Here is a 26,967-nt window from a genome sequence, read left to right as displayed (position 1 = left end):
GTCTGGTGTCGTGCGGTGTCGGGTCGGAGTCGTGTTCGCGGTGGGCCGTGAGCGGCGCCGACGCAGAACATGATGTTCCGTTCCGGACTCCGCTCGACTCGCCGCTGAGCCGGTCACATCGGATGTGGCCGCGGCTCGGTAGACCTGGCTGTCGAAGCGTTGATACCTGGAAAACGAACACGACCCCGAATTCGTTCCCGAACTGCTCGACCAAGAGACGTCGCGGCGGTCACATCCGTTGCTCCGCAAAGTCTGAGGATCAGCTGAGAACGAGCGTTACATTCACACGTCGATCAACAACGTGAATGGACCGTCATTGACGCTCGCCACTTCCATCATCGCGCCGAAGCTCCCGGTGGCCACCTGAGCGCCCCGGTCCCGGAGCCGCTCCACGACCTCCGCGACCAGAGGTTCGGCCTGTTCAGGACGGGCGGCTTCGGTCCAGGAGGGGCGCCGCCCCTTGCGAGTGGCGCCGTAGAGCGTGAACTGGCTCACCACGAGCAGCGGGGCTCCCGTGGTGGCGCAGGACTCCTCATCGCGCAACGCCCGTATCTCGTGCAGTTTGCGCGCCATTCTCTCGGCCTGTTCGGAGCCATCGGAATGCGTCACGCCCAATAGCACCAGCAGCCCGGCTTCTTCGATCTTGCCGACCGTCTCGCCGCCGACCCGCACCGAGGCCTCGGTGACCCGGCTGACCACTGCGCGCATTACCGCTCATCCGCCCATTCCGCAGGGAGCACCATTCCGTGCCGCACCAGTTCCCGAAGCATCGGTACCGCCGCGCGGGAAAGCTCCTCCGCGTCCTCGCCGGAACCGAGCGCGAGCAGTTCCACGAGATCCTGAACCGGCATCGCCCCCTGGCATCCCGCGAGCAGCCGCACCCCGAGTTCGTCGATCTCGTGCTGCCAGCCGGGTCCGTCGGTGCGGTGCAGCCGGTGCACGAACCGCTCCCAGCCTTCCTCGCCTGCGGACGCGACCTCCTCCAGCACCGTCGAGGGCGCCGTGACCAGCCGCGAGCCCAGCAGGCCCTCGGCCGAGCCGTGCTCGCGCAGCCAGTCCACCCGGCGCAGCCAGGCATCGCTCTCCGGCCCCAGCGGGTCGTCGAACGCCTGCCGGAGGTCCTCGCACACGACTTCGCCTCGCTCGGCGTCGGTGCGGCGCAACGTGACGAACCCGAACCCGACACCGTCGACGTCGTTGGCCGCGAACCAGTCCAGCCACTCCGCGGCCTTGCGGCGTCCGGCGGGTGAGCGCGGATCGAAGCCTGCGTCGCGCAGCCAGGTCCCCACGTACAGCTCCGGATCGGCCACGTCGCGCTGCACGAACCACGCGTCCACCCCGCCCGGCGGCAGCCAGCGCGACACCCGGTCCTGCCAGTCCTCGCCCTTGCGGTGCAGCCAGGACGCCAGCAGCTGTCCGGTGCCGCCCTCGTTGAGGAACGACGGCAGCTGCCGCACCACCAGCGCGCTCGCGTCGTCCCCGTCCAGGCCGGAGTCGCGGTACACGTAATCGGTTCGCGGCGGGCCGACGACGAACGGCGGATTGCACACGATCTGGTCGAATCGGCGGCCGCGCACCGGCTCGAACCATTCGCCCTCGGCGAGTTCCACGTCGATGCGGTTGAGCCGGAACGTCGCGGCCGCCAGCGCCAGCGCGCGGGCGGACACGTCGGTCGCGGTGATCCGCTGCGCGTGCGTGCTCGCGTGCAACGCCTGCACGCCGCAGCCGGTGCCCACGTCGAGCACCGAGCCGACCTGCCTGCGGGAGGTCGCCCGCACCAGGCTCAGCGAGGCGTGCCCGACACCGAGCACGTGGTCGACGCCCGTCGCCCAGCCATCCGGCCGCAGGTCGGAGTCGAGGTCGGAGACCACCCACCACGAGTCCGTGCCGGCGCCGTGCGGACGGATGTCGAGGCCCGCGCGCACCGCGTCTCCGTCGGTGGCCAGCACACCGCCCGCCACCGCCTCGTCGAGCGGCAGCGGACGCAGCGCGGCTTCGACGTCCTTGGCGGGTTCGGCCTCACCGAGCAGGAACAGCCGCACCAGCGTGCCCAGCGGGCCGCCGTCCGCGGTCGCGCGCAGCGCGGGTTCGGGCTCGCCGCGCCCCAATGCGGCGTGGGCCTGCGGCCCGAGCACTTCCACCACGCCGTCGGCGTCGTAGCCGACCTCCAGGAACGCGGCGCGGAGACGGTCAAGACGATCAGCTGAAAGATCCGGAATCACGAGGTCGATCCTCACACGCCGCCCTGACGGCCGCTGCGAACGGCCTGCACAGGGACGTGCGGACCGCTGCGTGAGATCCTGCGGGCATGAGCCGCAAGCTGCACCTGACCCAGAACGCCGAAGCCGACGCGCTGCTCTCGGAGGACCCGCTGGCACTGCTGCTGGGCATGCTCCTCGATCAGCAGATTCCGATGGAGAAGGCGTTCTCCGGGCCGAAAGTCCTGGTCGAACGGATCGGCGAGCTCAACGCTCAGCGGATCGCGGAGATGGACCCGGAGGAGTTCGCCGCCATGTTCGCCACCCCGCCCGCGATCCACCGGTTCCCCGGCTCGATGGCCAAGCGCGTCCAGACGCTGTGCGCGTACCTGGTGGACACCTACGAGGGCGATCCGGAGCGGATCTGGACCGAGGGCGAGCCCGACGGCGCGCGGGTGCTCGCCCGGCTCAAGGCACTGCCCGGGTACGGCGACCAGAAGGCGCGGATCTTCCTGGCGCTGCTGGGCAAGCAGTGGCAGGTGCAGCCGGACGGCTGGCGGGAGGCCGCGGGCGCCTACGGCGACCCGGACGCCCGTCGCTCCATCGCCGACGTCCTCGATCAGGACACCCTGGAAGAGGTCCGCGCGTGGAAGAAGCAGCAGAAGGCCGCCGCGAAGCAGAAGTGAGGCTCAGGCCGCGGCGGAGGGGGACTGGTAGCGGTCGACGTATTCCTGGTCGGACAGTTCCGAGATCGCGTACATGATCTCGTCGGTGATCGAGCGCAGCACCGGCAGTGAGCTGTCCATGCCGTGGTAGCGGTCGAAGTCCAGCGCCTCCCCGAACCGGACCGTGACCCGTGTGAGCCGCGGGACCTTCGCCCCGATGGGCAGCAGCCGATCCGTTCCGCTCAACGCCACCGGCACCACCTTCGCCTGCCCGCTGAGCGCGAGCCGGGCCACCCCGGTGCGGCCGCGGTAGAGCCGTCCGTCGGGGGAGCGGGTGCCTTCGGGATGGATGCCGAACGCACCGCCGTCGGCCAGGACCTGCTCGGCGGCTCCCAGCGCCTCCTTCGCCGCCCGGCCTCGGCCGCGCTGCACCGGGATCGCGCCGAGCGAACCGAACACGGTCCGGGTGAGCCTGCCCTTCACCCCGCGGCCCTGGAAGTACTCGGCCTTGGCCAGGAACGCGACGGGGCGCGGGACCACGAGGGGCACGATGAAGCTGTCCGCCACCGACAAGTGGTTCACGGCGAAGATCACCGGCCCGTCGGCGGGCACCTGCTCGGCCCCGATGACCTTCGGCCGGTACACCGCTCGCGCCACCGAGCCGACGACCCGCTTCGTCAGCATGTAGAACATGTCGTCTCCCCGCCTTGGAACCATGGCCGCACCCGTTCTTCGAACCTACCGGGGACAATGGTCCAGTCCGTCGCCGCCGTGTGAAGACCGCGTTGAATCCCGTCTCAACTGCGGTAACGGTCATTCGGCTCCCAGGGTGTCCAGGGGGAGTCGGGAGTGGGACGATGGACGACGTGGAGGTGGTGTCGTGAGCAGTACGCAACACGGCGACGACACCCCGGTGCTGATCACCGAGGCGCAGCCGTCCCATGACGATCAGCAGGCGGAGCGGCGCCGCAAGTACGCGATCATGATGTCGCTGCGCATCCCGTGCCTGATCGCCGGTGCCGCCTGCTACCAGATCTGGTGGCTGGCGTTGATCATCGTGGCGATCTCCATCCCGCTGCCGTGGATGGCGGTGCTGATCGCCAACGACCGTCCGCCGCGTAAGACCGAACAGGTCAACCGCTACCGGCACTCCGGCCAGGAGCTGGAATCCGGGGATCACCGGGTGATCGAGGACTCCTGACCGCCGTGGTTTCACCCGCGGGTGGATCCGTTCGGTCGTCGAGGTGAGCGGCGTGCACGGCGCGCGGTGCGGCATCATGGAGCGATGAGCACGACGACGCTTCCGGAAACCGATGTCCGCCCGGAGACCACGGAACAGACCCAGGACGACCGCCCCGAGGTCTTCCACTACGTGCAGAAGGACAAGATCGCCGAAAGCGCGGTCATGGGCACGTACGTGGTGGCCCTGTGCGGCGAGGTGTTCCCCGTGACGAAGTCGGCGAAGCCCGGCTCGCCGGTGTGTCCCGACTGCAAGAAGGTCTTCGAAGGCCTGCCGCCCGGTGGTGGCGACGACGACTGAGGGCTCTTTCAGAACGGTCCGCGCAGCGAGTCAGGTAGCGGCGGCGACACCCGGCGGTGTGCGCCGCTACCCCTCAGCGCCTTCCGAACGCCGCGCGCGAGGTTCCTCCTGGGCCAGCGCGGTCGTCACCGTGGGCTGTGGGAGTTCGACGCCGATGCTCGGGCGCTCGTCCTCGCCGCGCCACGCGCGGTAGCCCTCCTCGGTGCGCAGCCGCTGCTCCGCGCGCCGCATTTCGAGCCTCCGCCACTTCCGGCGTTCCTTGCGGGTCATCTTCGCGGGCCACAGTTCCTGCAGGGCGTTGTTGAACTGGGCACCGATGATGATCGCCAGCCCGATGAAGAACGCGAACAGCAGGAACGCGATCGGCGTGGCCAGCGCGCCGTAGGTGTAACCGGTACCGGTCACCCAGGTGATGTACAGGCGCAGCCCGACGCTGGAGCACAGGAACACGATCATCGCCAGCAGCGCCCCGGGGACGCCCCGGTGCCACGGCAGCTTCCGCGGCAGCGCCACCTTGTACAGCGTCGCCAGCGCCAGCACCAGCAGCAGTCCCGTGGCCGGGAAGTAGAACACCTGGATCAGCCACGCCACGTCGTCCTGCATCGACGGCGGGAACACCGTCGGCAACCACTCCGGGCCGAGTGCGATCACGGGTAGCCCGACGACCGCCAGCAGCAGTGCGACCAAGTACAGCAGCAGCGCGAAGATCCGCTGCCACACGCTGTGCCGGACCGTGTACTGGTCGTAGGCCATCGTGATCGAGTCCACCAGCGAGGCGAGCGCCGAAGAGCCCGCCCACAGCGACAGCAGGAAGCCCACCGACACGATCTCGGTGCGCCCGCGGGTGAGGATGTCCTGCACCGTCGGTTCGATGATCTGGTCCACGACGTTGGCGCTGAACACGGTGCGAGCCCCGGCCAGGATCTTGCCGTGCACCGCTTCGACGAGCACCGGGCCGAACCAGTCGCCCAGGAACCCGAGGCTGCCCAGCAGTCCCAGCAGCAGCGGCGGCATCGACAGCGTCTGCCAGAAGGCGGCCGCCGCCGACTCCGAGAAGATGTTGTCCCACCAGGCCTTGTAGATCGTGCGCCACACGAGCCGGAGCGGTCCTCGCTTCACCGGAGTCTCGCGTTCGATCATCGTGCTGTCGTCGCCCCACCGTCGCGGTTGATCGGAAGATGCGACGCCCTCGAACCGCGCAGCCTCCTCCGATTCCGGCGCATCGGAAGGTGCCGGCCGTCGGTCGTGCCGGCCGGGCCGCTGGCTGTCGTCGGTCGGACTTGAGGAACCCATCGCGCTACAAGGATGCTGCATGCGAACCACGAACGGGCGTGGACCCGGCGAACCGGGAGTGTCAGTGCGATCTCAATCCGGCTCGCGGGTCGGTGCGCCCGGTCACGGAGGGCGGGACGGTAGGCTGCGGGTCGCCCTCGGCGGATCTCCCGCTCGGCGCGATGTCGCGTGACGGGAGGGGTGGACCGGTTCCACCCGAGCCGCGGGGCCGCTCGCGCCAGGCCGGTGATCCGTTGGTCCGTGCCGCGCGAATCGCGAGGGGGAAGCCTTAGGAAGGAGCGGCGAGCAAGCGTGTCCGAGACACAACTCGACCATCCCGTCCGATCTGTTCTCAGCGACCCGGCGCAGGCCGCCCAGCGTCCGCTGCGAGCGTGGCAGCGCCGGGCGCTGACCAAGTACCTCGCCAGCAGTCCGCAGGACTTCACCGCGGTCGCGACCCCGGGCGCCGGTAAGACGACGTTCGGTCTGCGGATCGCGGCGGAACTGCTCGCCGATCGGACCGTCGAGCAAGTGACGGTCGTGGCTCCCACCGAGCACCTCAAGTACCAGTGGGCGGCCGCCGCCGACGGCGCAGGCATCCCGCTGGACCCCGAGTTCCGCAACGCCGACGGCGTGGCCTCCAGCGACTACCGCGGCGTGGTCGTCACCTACGCGCAGATCGCGGCGCATCCCACGCTGCACCGGGTGCGCACCGAGCGGCGCAAAACGCTGGTGATCATGGACGAGGTGCACCACGCCGGGGACGCGAAGTCCTGGGGTGACGCGGTGCGGGAGGCCTTCACCCCGGCCGTGCGCCGCCTGGCGCTGACCGGTACCCCGTTCCGCAGCGACGACACGCCGATCCCGTTCGTGAATTACGAGCCGGACGGGGACGGCTCGATGCGCAGCAAGGCCGACAGCTCCTACGGCTACTCCGACGCGCTGCGCGACGGCGTGGTCCGTCCCGTGATCTTCCTGGCCTACTCGGGGGAAACCCGGTGGCGCACCAACGCCGGAGACGAATTCTCGGCCCGCCTCGGCGAGCCGCTGACCGCGGAGCAGACCGCCCGGGCCTGGCGCACCGCGCTCGATCCGGCCGGTGAGTGGATCCCGTCGGTGCTGCAGGCCGCGCACACCCGGCTTCAGCAGTTGCGCAAGGGAGGCGTGCCGGACGCGGGCGGGCTCGTGATCGCCTCCGATCACGTCACGGCCAAGGCGTACGCGAAGACGCTGGAGCGGATGACCGGTACGGCACCGGTGGTCGTGCTCTCCGACGATCCGAAGGCGTCGGGGCGGATCGCCGAGTTCGCGGACTCCGAGGACCAGTGGATGATCGCGGTCCGGATGGTCAGTGAAGGCGTCGACGTGCCGCGGCTGGCCGTCGGCGTCTACGCCACCAGCGCGTCCACCCCGTTGTTCTTCGCGCAGGCCGTGGGCCGTTTCGTGCGAGCCAGGCGGCCGGGGGAGACGGCGAGCATCTTCCTGCCCAGCGTGCCGGTGCTGCTGGAACTGGCCAGCCAGCTCGAAGCCGAGCGGGACCACGTGCTCGGCAAGCCGCATCGGGAGAAGGACGGCTGGGACGAGGAGCTGCTCGCCGACGCCAACCGCACCAAGGACGAGCCGGGCGAGGAGGAGAAGGCGTTCACGTCCTTGGGCGCCGACGCCGAACTCGACCAGGTGATCTACGACGGCTCGTCGTTCGGCACGGCCGCGTTCGGCACCAGCGAGGACGAGCAGGACTACCTCGGCCTGCCCGGCCTGCTCGAACCCGACCAGGTGCGCGCGCTGCTGCGGCAGCGCCAGGAACAGCAGCTGGAGGACGTCGGGAAGCGGGAAGCCGCGGACAAGGCGCAGAAGGCCGCCGAACGCGCTGAGCAGGCCGAGCAGGCCCGCCGCCCGCAGAGCGTGCAGGAACGGCTGAAGGGCTTGCGCAAGGAGCTCAACACGCTCGTCTCGCTGCACCACCACCGCACCCGCAAGCCGCACGGCGCGATCCACAACGAGCTGCGGCGGATCTGCGGCGGCCCGCCCACCGCCATGGCCAGCGCCGAGCAGCTGGAGGAGCGCATCGCCACGCTGCGCTCCTGGTGATCGTCGACCACGGGTGACCGGACGCGACCTCGGCGTGACCGCTCGTCCTTACCCTGCTTCCCATGGCATTTGACGTGGAGAAGGTTCGGGCGCAGTACCCGGCGCTGTCCGACGGGCGGTCCTGGCTGGACGCCGCGGGCGGCACCCAGGTTCCGCAGGCGGTCATCGACGCCATCTCGGAGGTGCTGCGCTCCGGGGTGTCGAACGTGGGCGGGACCTTCGAGTCCAGCAGGCGCGCGGGTTCGGTCGTGACCGAGGCGCGTGCGGCCGTCGCCGACCTGACCGGGGCTCCCGCTCCGGAGTGCGTGGTGTTCGGCCCCAGCATGACGGCGTTGACCTACCGCTTCGCCGGGGTGCTCGCCGCCGGGTGGCAGCCGGGCGACGAGGTGGTGGTGACGAAGCTCGATCACGACTCGAACGTGCGGCCGTGGGTGCAGCACGCCCAGCGCGCGGGCGCCACCGTGCGGTTCGCCGAACTCGACCCGGCGACCGGGGAGCTGCCCGCCGCTCGGGTCACCGAACTCATCGGTGAACGTACGAGGCTGGTGGCGGTGACGGCGGCGTCGAACCTGCTCGGCAGCATCCCGGACGTCGCAACGATCACGAGTCGTGCCCGCGAAGCAGGGGCGATCAGCTACGTGGACGGTGTGCAGCACTGCCCGCACGCCGAAGTGCGGATCGCCGAGCTGGGCGCCGACTTCTACGCGACCAGCGCGTACAAGTGGGCCGGACCGCACCTCGCCGCGGTCGTCGCGGCGGACCCGTGGTCGCTGGAGACGCTGAACCCGGACAAGCTGCTGCCCGCGCCGGACGAGATCCCCGCCCGATTCGAGTGGGGCACGGCCTCGTTCGAGGCGCTCGCGGGCGTGACGGCCGCGGTCGAACACCTCGCGGACCTCGACTCGGCGGCCACAGGCGACCGCCGCGAACGACTCGGCGCCGGCCGTCGCGCGGTGATCGCGCACGAGGAGGCGCTGGCGGCCCGGCTGTTCGACGGCATCGCCGGGCTGTCGCACGTGCGCCGCATCGGAGCACCTCGCGCAGCGTGCACCCCGATCGCGTTGTTCTCGGTGCCGGGCCGGTCACCGGAGGCGGTGGCGGGGGCGCTGGGCGAGCGAGGGGTGAACGTGTCGTACGGCCACGCCTACGCGTGGGAAGCGGTCGACGCGCTCGGTCTCGGCAAGGAGGGCGCGGTGCGCGCCGCGCTGTGCCACTACACCGACGCCGGCGACGTGCGTCGGCTGCTGGAGGCGCTCGCCGAGCTGGCCTGAACCGGGCCGCAACGCCGAAGGCCCCCGGAGAACCGCGTTCTCCGGGGGCCTTCGGGTCGGGTGTGTTACTGCTCGTCCTGCTGGAGTTCGGCTTCCATCTCCCGCAAGCGGGGCTCGAACTCCCGGCCGTGGTGCCCGCAGAACAGCAGCTCCCCGCCGGATGGCAGTACGGCGCGAAGCTTCGCAGCGGCCCCGCAGCGGTCGCAGCGGTCGGCGGCGGTCAGCTCGGGGCGGGTGAGCGTTCCAGGCATCGTGATCTCCCTCCGTCCCGGCGCCGGGTTGTCCCCGACGCCCTCGATCCTGCTGCGACCACCGGTGGCCCACTGGCGGCGGGGCCGGTGCTCGCTTACCCCACTCTTGCAGACGCACAGCCGTACGTCAGTGTTCCCGCGCCGAGTGGCGACCGTCGTCACGTCGAAGTACCCGCTTGCCGCAGTGCCGGTAGCGGAGCGTGGTAATACCTGCACAGAAATTTTTTTCAGTCCCCTGACCAGGGAAAATAGTGAATCTCAAATTGCGCCGACCGGCGTTTCATGCGTACCCGGGGTGTGCATTCCCTGCCTGGGGCGTCTCGCGTTCTGCTGCAAGCGAACGACGGCGAACGCTCGGATGCGCGAAATTCCCCGAAATTACTGTGCGATGAATCACTTCTGAACGCCGGAAAAAGTCCGAATTTCGAGTCGTGCTGAGTCGGTCTCAACGACCCGGTACCGCGCGCCCCGGGGCCGAAGGTACGGGAGGGGCGACCGGTGCCCCCGTGCGGGCCTAGCCGGATCGCGTTGTGCTTGCCGGCCGTTCGAGCGCTGAGATCGGGGAGACCGATGAGGGGACGTGGCGATGCGACCACCAAGTCGCACGGGTGCCGACGAACGAGCTCAAAGATCTTCTCTCGATCTGAGCGATCAACGTCCGGCAGAGGGCGGTGGTCGTGGTCTCGCTGGTCGGTCGCGGATGCACTCCGCGGCCGCCGCGATCACCTAATCGCGTGGAAGTTCGCGGAGAACACCATGACAGAGCACCGGAGCGCGCCATCCGTCCTCACGGATGCACAGCACACCGGACCGGCCGGGCGCCCAATACCTCTTCATGGTTGTTCACCTGCTCTCGGGTCTTTGCGCACAGCGCGCGGAATGCCGCGATCTTTACACGGAGCGACGGCTATCGAGAAGATTCTCCACCTGATCGGACCAGTCGAGCCCAGCCCTCCCGTTCCGGATCCGCTCGTTCGACCCAGCCGTCGGGCCACCTGCGGCGGATTCCATCGGTCGTCACGGTCCTCGCCTCGGCCACGGTCGCGACGGTGCGCGTGCCGAACTGCACTTCGCCCTCGAACTCCGCGCCTCGGAAGTTCGCGCCCTCCCCGCCGAACGTGACCCGGCGGAACTCGGCCAGTCCGGTGAACCGAGCGGAGCGGAAGTCGCCTTGCCGGTCGAACGTGGCGCCGCGGAACACGGCGGGGCCGACGAAACGCGCTCCGGCGAACGTCGCGTGATGCACGTGGCAGTGGGCGAACCCGAACGTGCTCAGCGTCGCGCCCGCCAGGTTCACCCGGATGTCCGGCCAGAACAGGTCCGCGGCGCCCTCATCAGCCCGCAGATGCCCGGCCAGCACGGTTTGGGCGGTGTCCCGCACCTCCTGCTCCTGCACCGGAGCAGCGGCGCTCTCAGCGTCCGAAGTGCCCTCGTCCGAGGCGGTCGCGTCGAACGGCATCCGCAAGTAGGCGCAGATCAGGTCCACAATGGTCTGCCGATGTTCCGGATGCCCTTGGGCGAGTCGTTCCAGCGCGAAAAGGCCCGCCAGCCGCACCGGTGCCTTGTCGTTGCCGAGCTGCTCGGCGGCCTTGCCGTACAGCTCGGTGATGCGAGCCTCGGTCGCGTCGTGGCTCTTGATCTCGATGTCGAGTTCGGTGGTCCGCTGCCTGCGAGCGGTCAGCAGTAGCCCGGCCGCGCCGCCACCGCCGAACACGATGCTCAAGGCCGTCCGGATCGCGTCCAGCCGAGTCGACGCGTGCTGGCCGCTGCCGATCAGCCAGAGGACGGTGATGGCGGTCGCGCCCAGCACCGCGAGCCCGATCGCCCACGATGCGATCACCTTGTTGGACAGCACCGTGTGCCTGTGCGCGGCCGCAGGTCTACTCACGGTTTTGATCATCCTGAGCCGTGGTCGGCTGACGCAGCGGAATCCCGAGATCACACCCGAATGCATCCGGTCCGGCACCAGGAGTGACGAGCGCGGGCGAGCTCTCGTCCGCGAAATCGGTCAAAGCCCCGCGAGGAACCTGATCGTCTCGTCAATCTCCGCTCGTGGTGACCGCCTCCGCAGCTCCTGACCCGAAACGCGAAGAAGGCCGGCGCCCCAGCAGGGCACCGGCCTTCTTGCGTATCCAGCGGCTCAGTCCAGGTAGTCGCGCAGCACCTGGGAGCGGGACGGGTGACGCAGCTTCGACATCGTCTTCGACTCGATCTGCCGGATGCGCTCCCGCGTCACGCCGTAGACCTGGCCGATCTCGTCCAGCGTGCGCGGCTGGCCGTCGGTGAGGCCGAAACGCAACCGGACCACACCGGCTTCCCGCTCGGACAGCGTCGCCAGCACCGACTGCAGTTGGTCCTGCAGCAGCGTGAACGACACGGCGTCGACGGCGACGACCGCCTCGGAGTCTTCGATGAAGTCGCCGAGCTGACTGTCGCCCTCGTCGCCGATCGTCTGATCCAGCGAGATCGGCTCCCGGGCGTACTGCTGGATCTCCAGCACCTTCTCCGGGGTGATGTCCATTTCCTTCGCGAGCTCTTCGGGCGTGGGCTCGCGGCCCAAGTCCTGCAGCAGCTCGCGCTGGATGCGACCCAGCTTGTTGATGACCTCGACCATGTGCACCGGGATGCGGATGGTGCGGGCCTGGTCGGCCATCGCGCGGGTGATCGCCTGACGGATCCACCAGGTGGCGTACGTGGAGAACTTGTAGCCCTTGGTGTAGTCGAACTTCTCCACCGCGCGGATCAGACCGAGGTTGCCCTCCTGGATCAGGTCCAGGAACGCCATGCCGCGGCCCGTGTAGCGCTTGGCGAGGCTGACCACCAGTCGCAGGTTCGCTTCCAGCAGGTGGTTCTTGGCCCGCTCACCGTCCCGGACGATCCAGCGCAGGTCGCGCTTCATCTGGAAGGTCAGCTTCTCGTCGGCTTCTTCGGCCTGGCGCAACCGCTCCGCACCGTAGAGGCCGGCCTCGATGCGCTTGGCGAGCTCGACCTCCTCCTCGGCGTTGAGCAGCGCGACCTTGCCGATCTGCTTGAGATAGGCGCGGACCGAGTCGGCGGAGGCGGTGAGCTCGGCGTCCTTGCGGGCCTGCCGCAGCGCCTCGGACTCCTCCTCGTCCCAGACGAAGTCGGAGTCGGTCTTGCCGTCCTCGTCCTCGGGGACGGTCGGCTCCTCCGGGATCTCCACTTCGACTTCGGCGAGATCGCCGACGTCGGGCGACGTCAGGTCGGTCTCGATCGGTTCGTCGATCTCCATGCCCTCGCCGGACTTGGCCGAGTTCTTCGCGGAACCGGCCTTGCCCGCCGCCGGCTTGGCCGGAGCGGCCTTGGTGCCCTTCTTGGCCGCAGGCTTGGCGGCGGTCTTGCGGCCCGCCGGCTTGGCGCCTGTCGCGGACTTGGCCTTCGCCGCGCCGGAACCGGCCTGGCCGGTTTCCTCTTGCGCGGACGCCTCGGTCTGGGACTGGGATGCGGACTGGGCCGACGAAGACTGGCCACCGCCGGCGGTTGCAGCGGAGCTGGAGCGTCGGGTTGCGGTTTCTGCGGCTGCCACGTACGCCCTTTCGCGACGGTCGATCAGGGCAGGCCGGAGGGCGCGAAACCTCGGCCGCCAGAGGTCGGGGACGACCCACCTTCCAGAACTTCCGAAGCGGACTTGGAGCCGGCGGAACGCCTGCTCGGCGCCGGGCCGGAGGTCCCGGATGAGGTCGGTCGTGTTCCATTGTAACCGCGCCGGTGGAGTGCGGTTCCGCTGCAAGGCCGAGATCGGTCCCATCGCAGCGCAACACGGTCCTGCTCCGGTCACTCGGATGGCGTACCGGGGAAACGTCGACGACATCGCCCCGGCATCCCTGAAGATCAGTGTCCGAGGCCTGCGGCCGCAGCCGTCGCCGCGCCCACGATCCCCGCATCGTTCTTTAACGTCGCGGGCACGATCGGAGTACGGATGTCCAGCAACGGCAGCCACTTGTGCGCCTTCTTGCTGACTCCGCCGCCCGCGATGAACAGATCGGGCCAGAGGAACTTCTCCAGCCCTTGGATGTAGCGGCTCACCCGCGGCGCCCATTCCGGGTAGCTCAGTTCCAGGTCGTCCTTCACCGAGGCCGCGGCCTGCTTCTCCGCGTCGTGCCCGTCGACCTCGATGTGGCCGAACTCGGTGTTCGGGACGAGTTTGCCGTCCAGGAACATCGCGCTGCCGATGCCGGTGCCGAAGGTCAGCACCACCACGAGTCCGGAACGCCCCACGCCCGCGCCGGAGCGCATTTCGGCGAGCCCGGCGGCGTCGGCGTCGTTGAGCACGGCGACGTCCGCCCGGTCCCGGCCGAGCCGTTCCGCGAACAGGCCTTGCGCGTCCGTGCCGATCCAGCTCTTGTCGATGTTCGCCGCGGAGTGCGCGGTGCCCTCCTTGATCACGCTGGGCAAGGTGACTCCGACCGGGCCGGACCAGCCGAACTTCTCGGCTATCTCCGCGACCGCGTCGGCCACCGCATCCGGTGTCGAGGGGTGTGGGGTGGGGATTCGCATGCGTTCTTCGGCCAGCACACCACCGTCGATGTCCACCGGACACCCCTTGATGCCGGACCCGCCGATATCCACGCCGAAACCGCGGGCAGTGCCCATGCCCGATCCTTCCTATTCGATTCAGAACGAAGTGTGCAGACCTTAACCGCGCTGTGCTGCGATGTGAATGTGGGATTGATGGCTGACATGGACAACGAAACCCTCCGAACCGTCGCGGTGCAGGTCGCGGGCGAGGCGGCCGAGCTGGCGCGCACGATTCGTGACGAATCGGTGACCGGCGGTGCCGTCCGGACGAAGAGCACCGAGACCGACGTCGTCACCGCGGCCGACCGCGCGGCCGAACGGCTCGTCCGAGACCGGCTGGCCGAACTGCGGCCCGGCGAGTCGGTGCTCGGTGAGGAAGAAGGCGGCGCGGCAGCGCTGGAAGGGCTCCGCTGGGTCGTCGACCCGATCGACGGCACGGTCAACTACCTCTACGGCTACCCCTGGTACGCCGTGTCGCTGGCCGCGCAGGTCGACGGGAGGTCGATCGCCGGAGCGGTGGTCGAGCCCGTCTCCGGGCGGGTGTGGAGCGCGGCCGCCGGGGGCGGGGCGTTCTGCGACGGCGCACCGCTGCGCGTGTCGGGCGCCGAGCGCCTCGACTTGGCGCTGGTCGGCACCGGGTTCGCCTACGACGTCGAGCGTCGACGCGCGCAAGCCTCGGCTACGGGGCGGTTGCTGGGCCGGGTGCGGGACATCCGCCGGTCCGGAGCGGCCTCACTCGACCTGTGCGCGGTCGCGGCCGGATGGCTCGACGCCTACTACGAGGTCGGGCTCAAGCGGTGGGATTGGGCGGCGGGAGCGTTGGTGGCGCAGGAAGCGGGCGCGCACCTGCGGCTGCCGGAGGCCGGGACTGATGACGGCCTCGGCGATGAAGCCATGGTCTGCGCGGCCCCGGGAATCGCCGCGTCCCTCGGTGACGCGCTGCGCGATGCCGGAGCCGGCGAAGTGTGAAACACCACGATGCCCGCCTCGCCGTTCCGGACGGCGAGGCGGGCATCAACGCGTTCCCGGCCCGAATGTCACTGGTTCGGGCGAAATCCGTTCAGCAGGCGACGTCGCGGGCGGCCGTGAGCAGTTCCTGGTCGATCTGGGGCGCTCGCACGTCCTGCTCGGCACTGCCCTGCGGGGGCGAGTTCTTGAGCTCCTGCAGGATCTGGCGGGCCTCCGGCCTGCTCTTGATGTCCTTGAAGTCCGAGCCCAACGCCAGGTCCAGCGAGGAGCCGGTGCGGTCGTCCCGCACCAACTGGGCGCACGGCACCATCAGGCTCAGCGTGCGGGCCGCGCTCGCGCCTGCGCCGCCGAAGCGGATCTGACCGTGGCAGTTGAGGTCGTAGTTCGGGTAGACCGGGTCGTTGTCCGGCTCACCGCCGGGCGCGAAACCGAAGTTGGTCAGCTCCTGGCTGATCAGGCCCGCCTGGTTGGCCTCGCCGTTCCCGTTGAGCACGCGTACGCGCACGTCCTGCGCCGGAATCGGGTTGGTGCGGTCAAGTGCGTCCCGGCTGAGCATCTGCCCCAGCGTGGCCGGTTGCTCCGGCTTCGGTTCGGCCGTGGGCTCCGGTGGCGCCGTGGGCGCGCCGGGAACGGTGCACCGGGTCGCGGTCTCGACGTCCTCGGTGGTCTCGAAGACCCGGGTCCACATGAACCCGGACAGCACGACCAGCAGCCCCAGCACCAGCAGGGCGGGCAGCGGTCGACGTCGCCGGTATCGAGGCCCTTGGTGGCCCCAGCGTGAAGTCGCGGCTGACACGTCCTGCCACTCTCCCTTGCCGTCATCGGATCTGACGTTGCGCGATCAGCCTAGGCGTTCGCGGTTGGTTCCGCGTCGCCGGACGGGCCGTCGTGTCGCACTCGTTGCGTCTGCGGAGGCAGACGTCCGGGTGATCTTGTTGGATGCTCTGGTGCAGTGCACACCACACATATGGGTGACCCCATGCGTCTGGAGCTCCTGAATGGGCTACCCTCTCGGCGCCTCGGGCAGTGACGGGGAGCGAGAGAGGCTCGTTTCGGGGGAACTTGGGGCGCAGCAGGCGAGATCACCGTCACGCACGCCTTTGGGCACAAATGAGAGCCCTGGAACGTTTACCAGCGGCACACCATTGCAGTCTCCACTATCGCAGGGGTGAATCACGATGGCGACCGACTACGACGCTCCGCGCCGCAGCGAGTCCGAGGAAATGACGGAAGACTCGTTGGAGGAGCTCAAGGCGCGGCGCAATGAGGCGCAATCCGGCGTCGTCGACGCCGATGAATCGGAGATCGCGGAGAACTTCGAGTTGCCGGGAGCCGATCTGTCCGGGGAGGAGATGACCGTCAAGGTCCTGCCGAAGCAGGCCGACGAGTTCACCTGCTCCAGCTGCTTCCTGGTGCATCACCGCAGCAGGCTCGCGGAGGAGCGCAACAGCGGTCTCGTCTGCCGCGATTGCGCTGCTTGAGCAGTTCCGGACGGGGTCCGCGGGCGGGGTGGCCTGCGGCGACGTCCGGCCATGGTCCGGTGACGGGATCGACCTGGAGGGGCGGTCCTGCCGACCGGGCCACGACCGGTCCGGGCGCCTGAGCCCGATGTGGCTCGGGGGTGCCCGACCGCGCGGCGACCGGTTCGGCGTCGCGGATATCGGCCGCGGCGAATCGGTCGGCGACCGGCCGGCGCACCAATCGAACACGGACCTGGGCACACGCGATGGTCGTGCGCCCAGGTTTGTTGTTTTCCCGGTCGGGAAACACCCGTTGCCCGACCGTGCGCGGCGTCTGTGAATCAGGATGCGGTTCCGGGTCGCCTTTGGCGGCGGATCGCGCGAAGCGTGGAGCCGTTAAGCCGCCACCGGGCGGTATCAGCGCGGTTCAGCGCCGCGCAATGCTGCGGCCAATTGCTCCGGACGGCGGGTGCTCACCACCCAATAGGGCGTCGGATCGTCCTCGTCGTCGAGCCAGATTCGCACCGAGGTCGACGCCCACGGCCGGTGCACCACGAACGCGGCCGGGTCCAGGTCCGGGCCGAGCGCCCGGCGCTTCTCGGCGGCGGACACGACTTCGGCGTCCTCGATGAACCGCAGCGGCAGGTGGGCGTCGCCCACCCACAGTTCGCCACCGGTGACCTCGATCTTCGTGCGGCCGAGCCAGAGCGGCACCGCCACCGCGATCGGCAGCAGCAGCACGTAGGGCAGCCAGGCGCGAATGCCCGGGTAGCCCATGTGCACCTCGGCGGCCAACAGGATCGCCATGACCAGCGGTAGCGGCCAGGTCCACCAGGAAGCGAACAGTCGTTCCCGGTAGACCGCGGGCTCGTTCGCGTTCCCCTGACCGGGGGTGTCCACGGCGGGGCTGGTTGCTTCTGCGCTCTCCGACACGCCTCCAGGGTAGTCTCGCCGCCCGTGCCGAACGTGAAGGTCCTGTTGACCCGTCTCGACCCCGACGTCCCGATCCCGTCCTACGCCCGGCCGGGTGATGCCGGCGCCGATCTGGTGACGACCAGCGACTTGGTGCTGCGGCCCGGTGAGCGCGCGCTCGTCGGTACCGGCGTCTCGTTGGCGTTACCGGAGGGCTATGCCGGTTTCGTGCACCCGCGTTCCGGACTGGCCGCGCGGGCCGGTTTGGGGGTGGTGAACGCTCCCGGCACGGTCGACTCGGGGTACCGGGGTGAGATCAAGGTCTGCTTGATCAATCATGATCGTGCTGAGACCTTGGCGTTGCGACGCGGTGACCGCATCGCGCAGCTGGTCGTGCAACGCGTCGAGAACGCGGTGTTCGAGGAGGTCGAGCAGCTGCCCGAGTCGCAGCGGGGGGCCGGTGGTCATGGATCCACCGGCGGGCACGAGGTGCTGACGGGGCCGGCGTCCGCCGGGGCCGATCACAGGACGGAGGTCTGAGGGGATGTTCGGATTGGGCCGTCGCGGGCGAGGCTCGCGGCAGGACGAGGCCGGGCCGTCCGAGAACGCGGACGGTTTCGCCACCGAGGACGAGACTGGTCTGGGGCCGTACGACCTCAGCGAGCTGCCCGCGGGTGACGACATGGAACGGCTGGACCTGGGGTCGGTGCGGTTGCCGATCCCGGAGGGCAGTCAGCTGCAGGTCGAGGTGGACCCGTCGGGTCCGGTGCGCGCCGTGCACCTGGTGACCCAGGTGGGCCGGTTGACCATCAGCGCGTTCGCCGCCCCGCGCAGTGCCGCGCTGTGGCCCGAGGTGCGCAACGAGCTGGCGGAGCAGCTGCGCCGCGACGGCGCCAAGGTCGGCCAGCAGGACGGCGAGTGGGGGCCGGAACTGGTCGCCGACTCGCCGCGCGCGGTGCTGCGGTTCGTCGGCATCGACGGTCCGCGCTGGATGGTCCGAGGCGTGGCGGCCGGGCCGGAGGAGAGCGCCGAGGCGTGCTCGAAGCTGCTGTACACGGTGCTGGACAACACCGTCGTGGTGCGGGGTGACGATCCGCTGCCGGTGCGCACGCCGCTGCCGATCGAGTTGCCGGAGTCCATCGCGCGGCACATCCAGCAGACGCAGAACGGCGAGCAGCAGGCCTGACTGCTGCCGGTTTCGCTTTTCCGGGGGTGGTCCTGTCGCGTCGGCCGGCGCCGCAGGACCCCTCGAACGGTTCGGACGAACCCGATCGTGTGATCAAGTTCGATTTGCCGCCAGGGTGGCGACGTGCTGCTGAGCACGGGCTACGCTGGTGTTCGGAGCGCGCAGCAGTGCCCCGAGAAGTCACCGGAAGCTCCGGTGTTCACCGCTTCCGGCGGTGCCCGCCGGTCGTGTCTCGATCCCAGGCGTACGTGGAGCGCTAGCGATGAGCAACACCGGGGGCGGCTACTGGCGCCGCCTCATGCGTCGGTTGACCAGCGATGTGGCCGAGCTCGACGCCGACGACCTCTCCGAACGCTCGCAGGCGGACGGGGCGCAGCGGGCCTGTGACTGCCGATGCGGCCAAGAGGCCGTGGTGCTCGGCAGGCTGCGCAGCGTGGACATGTCGCCGAAGAACTCCGCGCCGACGCTGGAAGCCGAACTGTTCGACGGCACCGAGGGCGTCACCCTGGTGTGGCTCGGTCGGCGCCGGATCACCGGCATCGAACCGGGACGCACCGTCAAGGCTCGCGGCAGGATCGCGGTCCGGGACGGCTGCAAGGTGCTGTACAACCCCTACTACGAGTTGCAGAACACCGCATGAGCGAACGCGAAACACCCGCATCCGACCCGCGGCACGCCTCGGCTTCGCCCGCCGGCCCCGCCGACGCGCCGGGACAGTCGCCACCGGGCGACACCGCGGATCCCGCTCCGGAGGGAACACCGGCTGCCGAGCAGACCTTGCTGGAGCAGATGGGCGGTGTCTCCGGACTCGCCTATTCGGCCGTGCCGATTGTGGTCTTCGTCGTGGTCAACGCGTTGACCAGCCTGATGCCCGCGATCTGGGCGGCCGTCGGGCTGGCGGTGGCCATCGCCGTGTGGCGACTGGTGCGAAAGGAACCGCTGCAGCCCGCGATCTCCGGCGTGCTGGGTGTGGCGGTGTGCTCGTTCATCGCCTACCGATCCGGTGACGCGAAGGGATTCTTCCTGCTGGGCATCTGGACGAGCCTGGTGTACGGCGGAGTGTTCCTGGTGTCGGTCCTGGTGCGCTGGCCGCTGGTCGGCGTGGCCTGGTCGGCGTTGAACTCGCTGGGCATGGACTGGCGCAAGCAGCGCGCCGCGCTGCGCGGCTACGACCTGGCGACCTTGGCGTGGGTCGTGGTGTTCGCCGCGAAGTACGTCGTGCAGCAGTGGCTGTACAACGCGGACCAGACCGGCTGGCTGGCTTTCGCCCGCATCGCCATGGGTTATCCGCTGACCGCGTTGGCGCTGATCGTGACGGTCTGGGCCGTCCGCCGCGCTTCGAAGATCGCGCAGGAGACGGCCGATCGGGAACTCGCGGAGGACCAGGCGGCGTACGCCCGATACGCCCAGCAGCCGGAGCAGTCCGCCGAGCGTCCCGGCCCGGCCGACAACTGACCTGCCGGGACGGCTCGCGCGCGGTCAGCGACCGTGGACGACTTCGCGGATCTGCTGTTCCATCTCCGCGGCGGTGACGAACAGCATCTCGTCGCCCGGCTCCACCGGATCGTCCGGCTGCGGCACGATGACCCGGCCGCCGCGCAGGATCGTCACCAGCGCCGCGTCCGGTGGCAGCGCGAGATCCCGGACCCGGCTCCCGGCCAGCGGCGTGTCCGGCGGGAGCGTGATCTCGACCAGGTTCGCCTGGCCCTGGCGCAGCGTCATCAGCCGCACCAGGTCGCCGACGTTGACGGCCTCCTCGACCATCGCGGCCAGCATCCGCGGCGTGGACACGGCGACGTCCACGCCCCAGGCGTCGGTGAACAGCCACTCGTTGCGCGGATCGTTGACCCTGGCGACCACGCGACGCACCGCGAACTCGGTCTTCGCCAGCAGCGCGACGACGAGGTTGACCTTGTCGTCGCCGGTGGCCGCGATGACCACGTCGCAGGACTGCAGCCCGGCCTCTTCCAGCGAGGCGAGTTCGCAGGCGTCGGCCAAGACCCATTCGACGCCCGGAATGGTCTTCGGCCGGTAGTTCTCGGTGCTGCGCTCGATGAGCATGACCTCGTGGCCGCCGTCGAGCAGTTCGTTGGCGATGGAGTGGCCGACGGCTCCGGCTCCGGCGATGGCGATGCGCATCAATCGGTCTCCTCCGGTGCGCGCAGAGCGGCTGCGGTGACGTCGGTGACGGTGCCCGACAGCGCGGCGACGTAGAGCGTGTCGTCGGCTTGGATGACGGTCTTCGGTTCCGGCAGCACGCCGTTGCCGAACCGCATGATGAACGCGACGCGGGCACCGATGGTGTCCTGCAGCTCGACGACGCGGCGTCCCACCCAGTCCTGGTGCAGCGGCAGCTGCAGCACGGCGACCGCGCCGGACGGTTCCCGCCAGGCGGTGGCGACGCCCTCCGGCAGCAGCATCCGCAGGAAGCGGTCCGTGGTCCACGGCACGGTGGCCACCGTGGGAATGCCGAGCCGCTGGTAGACCTCGGCTCGCTTGGGGTCGTAGATGCGGGCGACGACGTGCTCCACGCCGAAGGTCTCGCGGGCCACCCGGGCGGCGATGATGTTGGAGTTGTCACCGTTGGAGACCGCCGCGAACGCCGCGGCGGATTCGATGCCCGCTTCCACGAGCACGTCCCGGTCGAAGCCGTTGCCGGTGATCTGCTGGCCGGTGAAGTCCTTGCCGAGCCGGTGGAACGCGGTGCCGTCCTTGTCCACCACGGCGACGGTGTGGTCGAGCCGTTGCAGAGCGGTGGCCAAGGAGGCTCCGACCCGGCCGCAGCCCAAGATCACGACGTGCACGGCCTGTCTCCTTGTCACGGGCATGTCGGCGGCATGCCGCCGCGTCAGCGTGACGGTACCCGGCCGGACACCTGCGCGGCTCCGCACGCACGCCGCGACAGGGACCGTCGCTTTCAGCGGTGCACCGTATCCGAGGTTCGCAGCGCGGGACAGTGCGCCGGCCGGTCCGCACCACGACGCGGCCGGGCGCGGGAGCGCACGCGAGTGAAGCACTTACGCTCATGGCCGTGTCCAAGCTCGCGACCGCGACAAAACGCCTGCTGGTGGGGCGTCCGTTCCGCAGTGACCGGTTGTCGCACACATTGCTGCCCAAGCGGCTGGCGTTGCCGGTGTTCGCCTCCGACGCCATGTCGTCGGTGGCCTACGCGCCGGAAGAGATCTTCCTGGTGCTCTCCGTCGCCGGGATGTCCGCCTACGCGTTCACGCCGTGGGTGGGGGCGCTGGTCGCGCTGGTGATGCTCACCGTCGTGGCGAGCTACCGGCAGAACGTGCGGGCCTACCCGTCGGGCGGTGGTGACTACGAGGTCGCGACGGTGAACCTGGGCAAGCAGGCCGGGCTCACGGTGGCCAGCGCACTGCTCGTCGACTACGTGCTGACGGTCGCGGTGTCGATCTCCTCCGCGGCGGCGAACGTCGGCGCGCTGAGCCCGTTCGTGGCCACCCACAAGGAGTGGTTCGCGGTCGCGGCGATCGTGCTGCTCACCGCGGTCAACCTGCGCGGGCTGCGCGAATCCGGCGGTTTCCTCGCCGTGCCGGTGTACGCGTTCCTGCTCGGCGTGCTGGGGATGATCGCCTTCGGCCTGTTCCGGGCCGTGGTGCTGGACCAGCCGATGCGCGCCGAGAGCGCCTCCGTCGAGATCATGCCGGACGAGAACCAGCTGGCGGGGCTGGCGTTCGTGTTCCTGATGATGCGCGCGTTCTCCCAGGGCGCGGCCGCGCTGACCGGGGTGGAGGCGATCAGCAACGGCGTCCCCGCCTTCCAGAAGCCCAAATCGCGCAACGCCGCGACGACGCTGCTGATGATGGGTTCCATCTCGGTGGTGATGCTGATGGGCCTGATCTGGCTCGCCCAGATCACCGGGGTGCGGCTCGCGGAGAACCCGGCCGCGCAGATCACCTCGGCGCCTGCCGGTTACGAGCAGCACACGATGGTCGCGCAGATCGCGGGCGCGGTGTTCGACGTGTTCCCACCCGGCGCGTTCTTCGTGACGGCGGCGACCGCGATCATCCTGGTGCTGGCTGCGAACACCGCGTTCAACGGGTTCCCGGTGCTCGGATCGATCCTCGCTCAGGACCGCTACCTGCCGCGTCAGTTCCACACCCGAGGCGACCGGCTGGCGTTCTCCAACGGGATCCTGTTCCTGGCCGCGTTCGCGGTGGTGCTGGTGCTGGCCTTCGACGCCGAGGTCACCCGGCTGGTGCAGCTGTACGTGGTGGGCGTGTTCGTGTCGTTCACGGTGAGCCAGACCGGCATGGTGCGGCACTGGAACCGGTTGCTGCGCAAGGAGAAGGACCAGGCGCAGCGGCGCCGGATGCGGCGCTCCCAGGCGATCAACGGGTTCGGGCTGGTGCTGACCGGCTCGGTGCTGGTGATCGTGCTGGTGACGAAGTTCGCGAAGGGCGCATGGATCGCGCTGGCGGCGATGGGCGCGATCTACCTGCTGATGACCGCGATCCGCAGGCATTACGACTCGGTGCAGGAGGAGTTGGCGCAGTACGACGAACCCGCCGTGCTGCCGTCCCGGAACTACGCCATCGTGCTGGTCTCACAGCTGCACCTGCCCACGTTGCGCGCGGTGGCGTACGCGCGGGCGACCCGTCCGGACACGTTGGAGGCGGTCACGGTGAACGTCGACGACTCGGGAACCCGGATGCTCAGGGCGACCTGGGAGTCGAAGGACATGCCGGTGCCGTTGAAGGTCATCGAGTCCCCGTACCGTGAGGTGACTCGGCCGCTGATCGAATACGTGAAGCGGATCCGCCGCAACAGCCCGCGCGACGTGGTGACCGTGTTCATCCCGGAGTACGTGGTGGGGCACTGGTGGGAGCAGGTGCTGCACAACCAGAGTGCGTTGCGGCTCAAAGGCAGGCTGCTGTTCGAGCCGGGTGTGATGGTGACGAGTGTGCCGTGGCAGCTCGCGTCGTCGACCCGTGCGAAGCAGCGCAAGCCGCGAGTCATGCCGGGCGCGTTGCGTCGCGGTTTGGGCGAATCGAAGGGGACTGAACGTCGGTGACCGGCAAGTTGGATTGGACCGGCAAGCGTCTGAAGCTGGACGTGGGGCCGGTGGCGCACGGTGGCCATTGCGTGGCCAGGCATGAGGGACGGGTCGTGTTCGTGCGTCACGCCTTGCCGGGTGAGGTGGTCCTCGCGGAGGTCACCGACGACCCCGGGAAGGGGTTCTGCCGAGCCGATGCGGTGGAGGTGTTCACCGCTGCGGAGGGGCGCGTCGCGCCGCCGTGCCCGCTGGCGGACATGGCGCTGGGCCACGATCGCTGCGGCGGGTGCGACTGGCAGCACGCGGACGGCACCACGCAGCGGGAGCTGAAGGCGGCCGTGATCCGGGAGCAGCTGCAGCGCCTCGCGGGCTTGGACCGCGAGGTCGAGGTGCGGGAGTTGCCGGGTGGTCTGCTGCGCTGGCGCACCAGGGTGCGCCTGGCGGTGGACCGGGTGGGGCGGCCCGGTTTCCACCCGCACCGCAGCCACCGGGTGCTGCCGGTGGACGACTGCCCGATCACGGTGCAGGGAGCGTTGGACGGGCTGACCGACCGCGAGTGGCCGCAAGGCGCCGAGCTGGAGGTCGCCGCGGACGCGAACTCCGAGGTCCACGTGACGCAGCGGGAACGCGCGCCGCAGCGCCGCCGTGGCAAACGGCCCGCGGTGGTCAACACGCAGGTGCGAGGTTCCGCTGTCGCCCGGGAACGGGCGGCGGGGCGCTCGTGGGAGTTCTCCGCGGACGGCTTCTGGCAGGTGCACCCGGCGGCGGCGGACACGTTCGCCGAGGTCGTCGGGCGGCTGGCCGCGGTGCCTTCGGGCGGTGTGGCGTGGGACCTCTACGGCGGCGTGGGCCTGTTCGCCGCGGTGCTGGCCGAGCAGGCGGGGCCTGCGGGCGAGGTGTTCATGGTGGAGTCCTCGCGCCGGGCCACTGAGGACGCGGTGGCGAACCTGCGCGACCTGCCGCAGGTGTCGTTCCGGGCGGGCACCGTCGAGGACGTCCTCGCCGACGACACCCTGCCCACGCCGGACGTGGTCGTGCTGGACCCGCCGCGCAAGGGCGCGGGACGGCAGATCGTCGAGGCGGTGTGCGGGGTCGGGCCGGCGCGGGTGGTGCACGTGGCGTGCGATCCGGCCGCGCTGGCGCGCGATGTGAGCCTGTTCGCCGAGCAGGGGTATCGGCTCGCCGACTTGGAGGCGTTCGACGCGTTCCCGATGACGCACCACATGGAGTGCATCGCCCTGCTGGAGCGCGAGAGCTGACGCGCGGACGGCTCTCCGCGTTCATGCGGGGAGCCGTGGCCGCCGCGCGGTCTCCGCGGCGACGGTCTCGCGCGAGCGGGAACGAACTCCGCCGAATCCGGAACTTTCCGTGATCGCGTTACTCGAAACGGGTGGTGCTTGCTCCACTCGACCGAAGGAAATCGCGGTGTTCAAGCGGGTTCCGACCGTGTCATCACGCCCGTAGTAGCCGGTCTCACCCTTGTCGTCGTCATCCGGACCGGTGCGTTCGCATCTCCTAGGGCTGCGTACCTTGTCCCGGGTGGGTGGTCGTGCTCCGTAGACTGGTCGCCGGTCCCCAGGGGTGCGCGGCCGTCGCGAGGCGCCCCGCACGGGCGGTGAAGGCAACTGACGCGGGATGATGAACGAGGTGGAGCGGTGACGCTGCTGGAATCCGTGCAAGGTCCGGCCGACCTGAAACGCCTGGAGCACGGTGAGCTGGTCGAGCTGGCCGCTGAGATCCGCTCCTTCTTGATCCAGAAGGTGTCTCGCACAGGCGGGCACCTCGGCCCGAACCTGGGCGCATTGGAACTCACGCTGGCCCTGCACCGGGTGTTCGACTCGCCTCGGGACGCGGTGGTCTTCGACACCGGGCACCAGGCGTACGTGCACAAGATCGTGACCGGTAGGCAGGACGGCTTCGACCGGCTCCGCAAGCGCGACGGTCTGTCCGGCTACCCGTCGCGAGCGGAGAGCGAACACGACCTGGTGGAGAATTCGCACGCCTCCACCTCGCTGTCCTACGCCGACGGCCTGGCCCGGTCGTTCCAGCTCACCGGCGGCGGGCGGCACGCGGTGGCGGTCGTCGGCGACGGCGCGCTCACCGGCGGCATGTGCTGGGAGGCGCTGAACAACATCGCCGCTGACCAGGAACGCCCGCTGGTCATCATCGTCAACGACAACGGCCGCTCCTACGCGCCCACCATCGGTGGTTTCGCCGAGCACCTGTCCGCGCTGCGGCTCAACCCCGGCTACGAGAAGGCGCTGGAGCGCGGCCGCAGCACGCTGCGCAACCTGCCCGTGGTCGGCAGGCCGCTCTACACCGGTCTGCACGCCGCGAAGTCCGGGCTCAAGGACGCGTTCAGCCCGCAGGTCATGTTCTCCGACCTCGGCATCAAGTACCTCGGCCCGGTCGACGGCCACGACATGAAGGCCATGGAGCAGGCGCTGACCATGGCGCGTTCCTTCGGCGGCCCGGTGATCGTGCACGCGGTGACCCGCAAGGGCAACGGTTTCGCCCCGGCGGAGAACCACGAGGCCGACCAGATGCACCAGGTGAAGGTGATCAACCCCGAGACGGGGGTGCCGACTTCGCCTGCGCCGAAGAGCTGGACGAACGTGTTCTCCGAAGAGCTGGTGCGCATCGGCGGCGAGCGCGCCGACGTGGTGGCGATGACGGCCGCGATGCTCGGGCCGACGGGCCTGGACAAGTTCGCCAAGGCCTATCCGGACCGGTGCTTCGACGTGGGCATCGCCGAGCAGCACGCGATGACGTCCGCCGCAGGCATGGCGATGGGCGGGTTGCACCCGGTGTTCGCGGTGTACTCGACGTTCTTGAACCGCGCGTTCGACCAGCTGCTGATGGACGTGGCGCTGCACCGCCAGCCGGTGACGGTGACCTTGGACCGCTCCGGCATCACCGGCGACGACGGCGCCAGCCACAACGGCATGTGGGACCTGTCGATCCTCGGCGTGATCCCCGGCGTCCAGGTCGCGGCGCCGCGGGACGCGGTGACGCTGCGCGAGGAGCTGCGCGAGGCCGTCGCCGTTGATGACGGGCCGACGGTGGTGCGGTTCTCGAAGGGATCCGTGATCGAGGAGGTGCCGGCGCTGGAACGCGTCGGCGGCGTGGACGTGCTGCATCGCCCCGCGAACGGGGAGCACAGCGACGTGCTGCTCGCCGCGGTCGGCGCGTTCGGTGAGACCGCGGTGGCCGCGGCGCGGCGGCTGGCCGCGCAGGGCATCGGGGTGACCGTCGTCGACCCGCGCTGGGTGAAGCCGGTTCCGGAGCAGGTCGTGACGATGGCTGCCGAGCACAAGCTGGTCGTGACGCTGGAGGATTCCGGGCGCAACGGCGGTTTCGGCTGGTCGCTGGCTGCCGCGCTGCGCGACGCCGCGGTGGACGTGCCGCTGCGCGATCTCGCGGTGCCGAACGAGTTCCTGCTGCACGCTTCGCGCGAGCAGGTGCTCGCGGAGCTGGGCCTGACCGAGCAGGACGTGGCGCGGCGCGTCACGGAGTGGTTCGCCGACCGGATCCGCACGGCGCAGCAGAACACCGAGCTCGACAGCCCCGTTCGCCGCGAGGCGTGAGCCCGT

26 protein-coding genes are annotated in these 26,967 nt (G+C 69.8%); 14 read left to right on the top strand and 12 right to left on the bottom strand.

Going from position 1 to position 26,967, the window contains the following annotated elements; genetic code table 11:
• Positions 1–282: 282 nt before the first annotated feature.
• Both dtd and H2Q94_RS22345 read right to left on the bottom strand, forming a co-directional pair.
• Entirely contained in the window at positions 283–708 is a 426-nt protein-coding gene (dtd, locus tag H2Q94_RS22350) for a D-aminoacyl-tRNA deacylase (RefSeq protein WP_243789151.1), read from the bottom strand.
• Positions 708–2,222, bottom strand: a complete 1,515-nt coding sequence (locus tag H2Q94_RS22345; RefSeq protein ID WP_243789150.1) for a DUF7782 domain-containing protein — start codon at positions 2,220–2,222, stop codon at positions 708–710. Before H2Q94_RS22345 ends, dtd begins: the two co-directional genes overlap by 1 nt.
• Positions 2,223–2,308: 86 nt before the next feature.
• On the opposite strand from H2Q94_RS22345, the gene H2Q94_RS22340 reads away from it, so the two are divergent.
• Complete coding sequence (locus tag H2Q94_RS22340) at positions 2,309–2,884, top strand: HhH-GPD-type base excision DNA repair protein (RefSeq protein WP_243789149.1); 576 nt, start codon at positions 2,309–2,311, stop codon at positions 2,882–2,884.
• Between the two features lie 3 nt (positions 2,885–2,887).
• Here the strand turns inward: H2Q94_RS22340 and H2Q94_RS22335 are convergent, their stop codons facing one another.
• A complete protein-coding gene (locus tag H2Q94_RS22335) occupies positions 2,888–3,556 on the bottom strand; it encodes a lysophospholipid acyltransferase family protein (protein WP_243789148.1) in 669 nt (222 codons plus the stop codon).
• Between the two features lie 187 nt (positions 3,557–3,743).
• Between H2Q94_RS22335 and H2Q94_RS22330 the strand changes: the two genes are divergently transcribed.
• Positions 3,744–4,064, top strand: coding sequence for a DUF3099 domain-containing protein (locus H2Q94_RS22330; protein WP_243789147.1), 321 nt, complete (start codon positions 3,744–3,746; stop codon positions 4,062–4,064).
• An 84-nt stretch (positions 4,065–4,148) separates the two neighbouring features.
• Positions 4,149–4,403: a DUF3039 domain-containing protein gene (locus H2Q94_RS22325; protein WP_243789146.1), complete on the top strand. Its 255-nt coding sequence runs from the start codon at positions 4,149–4,151 to the stop codon at positions 4,401–4,403.
• Between the two features lie 66 nt (positions 4,404–4,469).
• On the opposite strand, the gene H2Q94_RS22320 is transcribed toward H2Q94_RS22325, so the two are convergent.
• Positions 4,470–5,543, bottom strand: a complete 1,074-nt coding sequence (locus tag H2Q94_RS22320; RefSeq protein ID WP_243789145.1) for a YihY/virulence factor BrkB family protein — start codon at positions 5,541–5,543, stop codon at positions 4,470–4,472.
• A 444-nt stretch (positions 5,544–5,987) separates the two neighbouring features.
• Between H2Q94_RS22320 and H2Q94_RS22315 the strand changes: the two genes are divergently transcribed.
• Together H2Q94_RS22315 and H2Q94_RS22310 are read left to right on the top strand one after the other, a co-directional pair.
• A complete protein-coding gene (locus tag H2Q94_RS22315; protein ID WP_243789144.1) occupies positions 5,988–7,766 on the top strand; it encodes a DEAD/DEAH box helicase in 1,779 nt (592 codons plus the stop codon).
• A 62-nt stretch (positions 7,767–7,828) separates the two neighbouring features.
• A complete protein-coding gene (locus H2Q94_RS22310) occupies positions 7,829–9,037 on the top strand; it encodes a cysteine desulfurase-like protein (protein ID WP_243789143.1) in 1,209 nt (402 codons plus the stop codon).
• Positions 9,038–9,102: 65 nt separating this feature from the next.
• On the opposite strand, the gene H2Q94_RS22305 is transcribed toward H2Q94_RS22310, so the two are convergent.
• The 4 genes from H2Q94_RS22305 to ppgK form a co-directional block, all read right to left on the bottom strand.
• Positions 9,103–9,288: a DUF7455 domain-containing protein gene (locus H2Q94_RS22305; RefSeq protein WP_184477964.1), complete on the bottom strand. Its 186-nt coding sequence runs from the start codon at positions 9,286–9,288 to the stop codon at positions 9,103–9,105.
• Positions 9,289–10,195: 907 nt separating this feature from the next.
• On the bottom strand, positions 10,196–11,176 hold the full coding sequence (locus H2Q94_RS22300; protein WP_243789142.1) for a pentapeptide repeat-containing protein: 981 nt from the start codon (positions 11,174–11,176) through the stop codon (positions 10,196–10,198).
• Between the two features lie 252 nt (positions 11,177–11,428).
• The gene (locus tag H2Q94_RS22295; RefSeq protein ID WP_309501180.1) at positions 11,429–12,835 is read right to left on the bottom strand and encodes an RNA polymerase sigma factor; all 1,407 of its coding nucleotides are present in this window, start codon (positions 12,833–12,835) and stop codon (positions 11,429–11,431) included.
• 305 nt (positions 12,836–13,140) lie between these two features.
• Positions 13,141–13,902, bottom strand: a complete 762-nt coding sequence (gene ppgK / locus H2Q94_RS22290; RefSeq protein WP_243789140.1) for a polyphosphate--glucose phosphotransferase — start codon at positions 13,900–13,902, stop codon at positions 13,141–13,143.
• Positions 13,903–13,980: 78 nt separating this feature from the next.
• Here ppgK and H2Q94_RS22285 point away from each other — a divergent pair, with 78 nt between their 5' ends.
• Positions 13,981–14,796, top strand: a complete 816-nt coding sequence (locus H2Q94_RS22285) for an inositol monophosphatase family protein (protein ID WP_243789139.1) — start codon at positions 13,981–13,983, stop codon at positions 14,794–14,796.
• A gap of 91 nt (positions 14,797–14,887) precedes the next feature.
• Here the strand turns inward: H2Q94_RS22285 and cei are convergent, their stop codons facing one another.
• Positions 14,888–15,592 (bottom strand): envelope integrity protein Cei, encoded by a 705-nt coding sequence (gene cei / locus H2Q94_RS22280; protein ID WP_243789138.1) that lies wholly within the window; start codon positions 15,590–15,592, stop codon positions 14,888–14,890.
• A 382-nt stretch (positions 15,593–15,974) separates the two neighbouring features.
• Here cei and H2Q94_RS22275 point away from each other — a divergent pair, with 382 nt between their 5' ends.
• On the top strand, positions 15,975–16,277 hold the full coding sequence (locus tag H2Q94_RS22275) for a DUF4193 domain-containing protein (RefSeq protein WP_243789137.1): 303 nt from the start codon (positions 15,975–15,977) through the stop codon (positions 16,275–16,277).
• A gap of 396 nt (positions 16,278–16,673) precedes the next feature.
• On the opposite strand, the gene H2Q94_RS22270 is transcribed toward H2Q94_RS22275, so the two are convergent.
• The gene (locus tag H2Q94_RS22270; protein ID WP_243789136.1) at positions 16,674–17,189 is read right to left on the bottom strand and encodes a DUF3093 domain-containing protein; all 516 of its coding nucleotides are present in this window, start codon (positions 17,187–17,189) and stop codon (positions 16,674–16,676) included.
• A 24-nt stretch (positions 17,190–17,213) separates the two neighbouring features.
• Between H2Q94_RS22270 and dut the strand changes: the two genes are divergently transcribed.
• From dut to H2Q94_RS22250, 4 genes are all read left to right on the top strand, one after another.
• Positions 17,214–17,708, top strand: coding sequence for a dUTP diphosphatase (gene dut / locus H2Q94_RS22265; protein ID WP_243789135.1), 495 nt, complete (start codon positions 17,214–17,216; stop codon positions 17,706–17,708).
• Between the two features lie 4 nt (positions 17,709–17,712).
• Positions 17,713–18,354 carry a DUF3710 domain-containing protein gene (locus tag H2Q94_RS22260; RefSeq protein WP_243789134.1) on the top strand — a complete coding sequence of 214 codons (642 nt, stop codon included), beginning with the start codon at positions 17,713–17,715 and terminating at the stop codon, positions 18,352–18,354.
• A 262-nt stretch (positions 18,355–18,616) separates the two neighbouring features.
• Entirely contained in the window at positions 18,617–18,994 is a 378-nt protein-coding gene (locus H2Q94_RS22255; protein ID WP_243789133.1) for an OB-fold nucleic acid binding domain-containing protein, read from the top strand.
• The gene (locus tag H2Q94_RS22250) at positions 18,991–19,809 is read left to right on the top strand and encodes a DUF3159 domain-containing protein (protein WP_397545370.1); all 819 of its coding nucleotides are present in this window, start codon (positions 18,991–18,993) and stop codon (positions 19,807–19,809) included. Before H2Q94_RS22255 ends, H2Q94_RS22250 begins: the two co-directional genes overlap by 4 nt.
• A 24-nt stretch (positions 19,810–19,833) precedes the next feature.
• Here the strand turns inward: H2Q94_RS22250 and H2Q94_RS22245 are convergent, their stop codons facing one another.
• Positions 19,834–20,493: a potassium channel family protein gene (locus tag H2Q94_RS22245; protein WP_243789132.1), complete on the bottom strand. Its 660-nt coding sequence runs from the start codon at positions 20,491–20,493 to the stop codon at positions 19,834–19,836.
• On the bottom strand, positions 20,493–21,158 hold the full coding sequence (locus H2Q94_RS22240) for a potassium channel family protein (protein ID WP_243789131.1): 666 nt from the start codon (positions 21,156–21,158) through the stop codon (positions 20,493–20,495). Before H2Q94_RS22240 ends, H2Q94_RS22245 begins: the two co-directional genes overlap by 1 nt.
• A 227-nt stretch (positions 21,159–21,385) precedes the next feature.
• Between H2Q94_RS22240 and H2Q94_RS22235 the strand changes: the two genes are divergently transcribed.
• The 3 genes from H2Q94_RS22235 to dxs all read left to right on the top strand — a co-directional run bounded on the left by H2Q94_RS22235 (position 21,386) and on the right by dxs (position 26,961).
• Entirely contained in the window at positions 21,386–23,392 is a 2,007-nt protein-coding gene (locus H2Q94_RS22235; protein WP_243789130.1) for an APC family permease, read from the top strand.
• Positions 23,389–24,633 carry a class I SAM-dependent RNA methyltransferase gene (locus H2Q94_RS22230; protein ID WP_243789129.1) on the top strand — a complete coding sequence of 415 codons (1,245 nt, stop codon included), beginning with the start codon at positions 23,389–23,391 and terminating at the stop codon, positions 24,631–24,633. Before H2Q94_RS22235 ends, H2Q94_RS22230 begins: the two co-directional genes overlap by 4 nt.
• A 396-nt stretch (positions 24,634–25,029) precedes the next feature.
• Positions 25,030–26,961, top strand: a complete 1,932-nt coding sequence (gene dxs, locus H2Q94_RS22225) for a 1-deoxy-D-xylulose-5-phosphate synthase (RefSeq protein ID WP_243789128.1) — start codon at positions 25,030–25,032, stop codon at positions 26,959–26,961.
• Positions 26,962–26,967: the final 6 nt, after the last annotated feature.

Origin of the sequence: Saccharopolyspora gloriosae, assembly GCF_022828475.1 — a bacterium.
GTDB classification, from domain to species: Bacteria; Actinomycetota; Actinomycetes; order Mycobacteriales; family Pseudonocardiaceae; genus Saccharopolyspora_C; species Saccharopolyspora_C gloriosae_A.
This window is presented reverse-complemented; position numbering and strand designations above follow the sequence as displayed.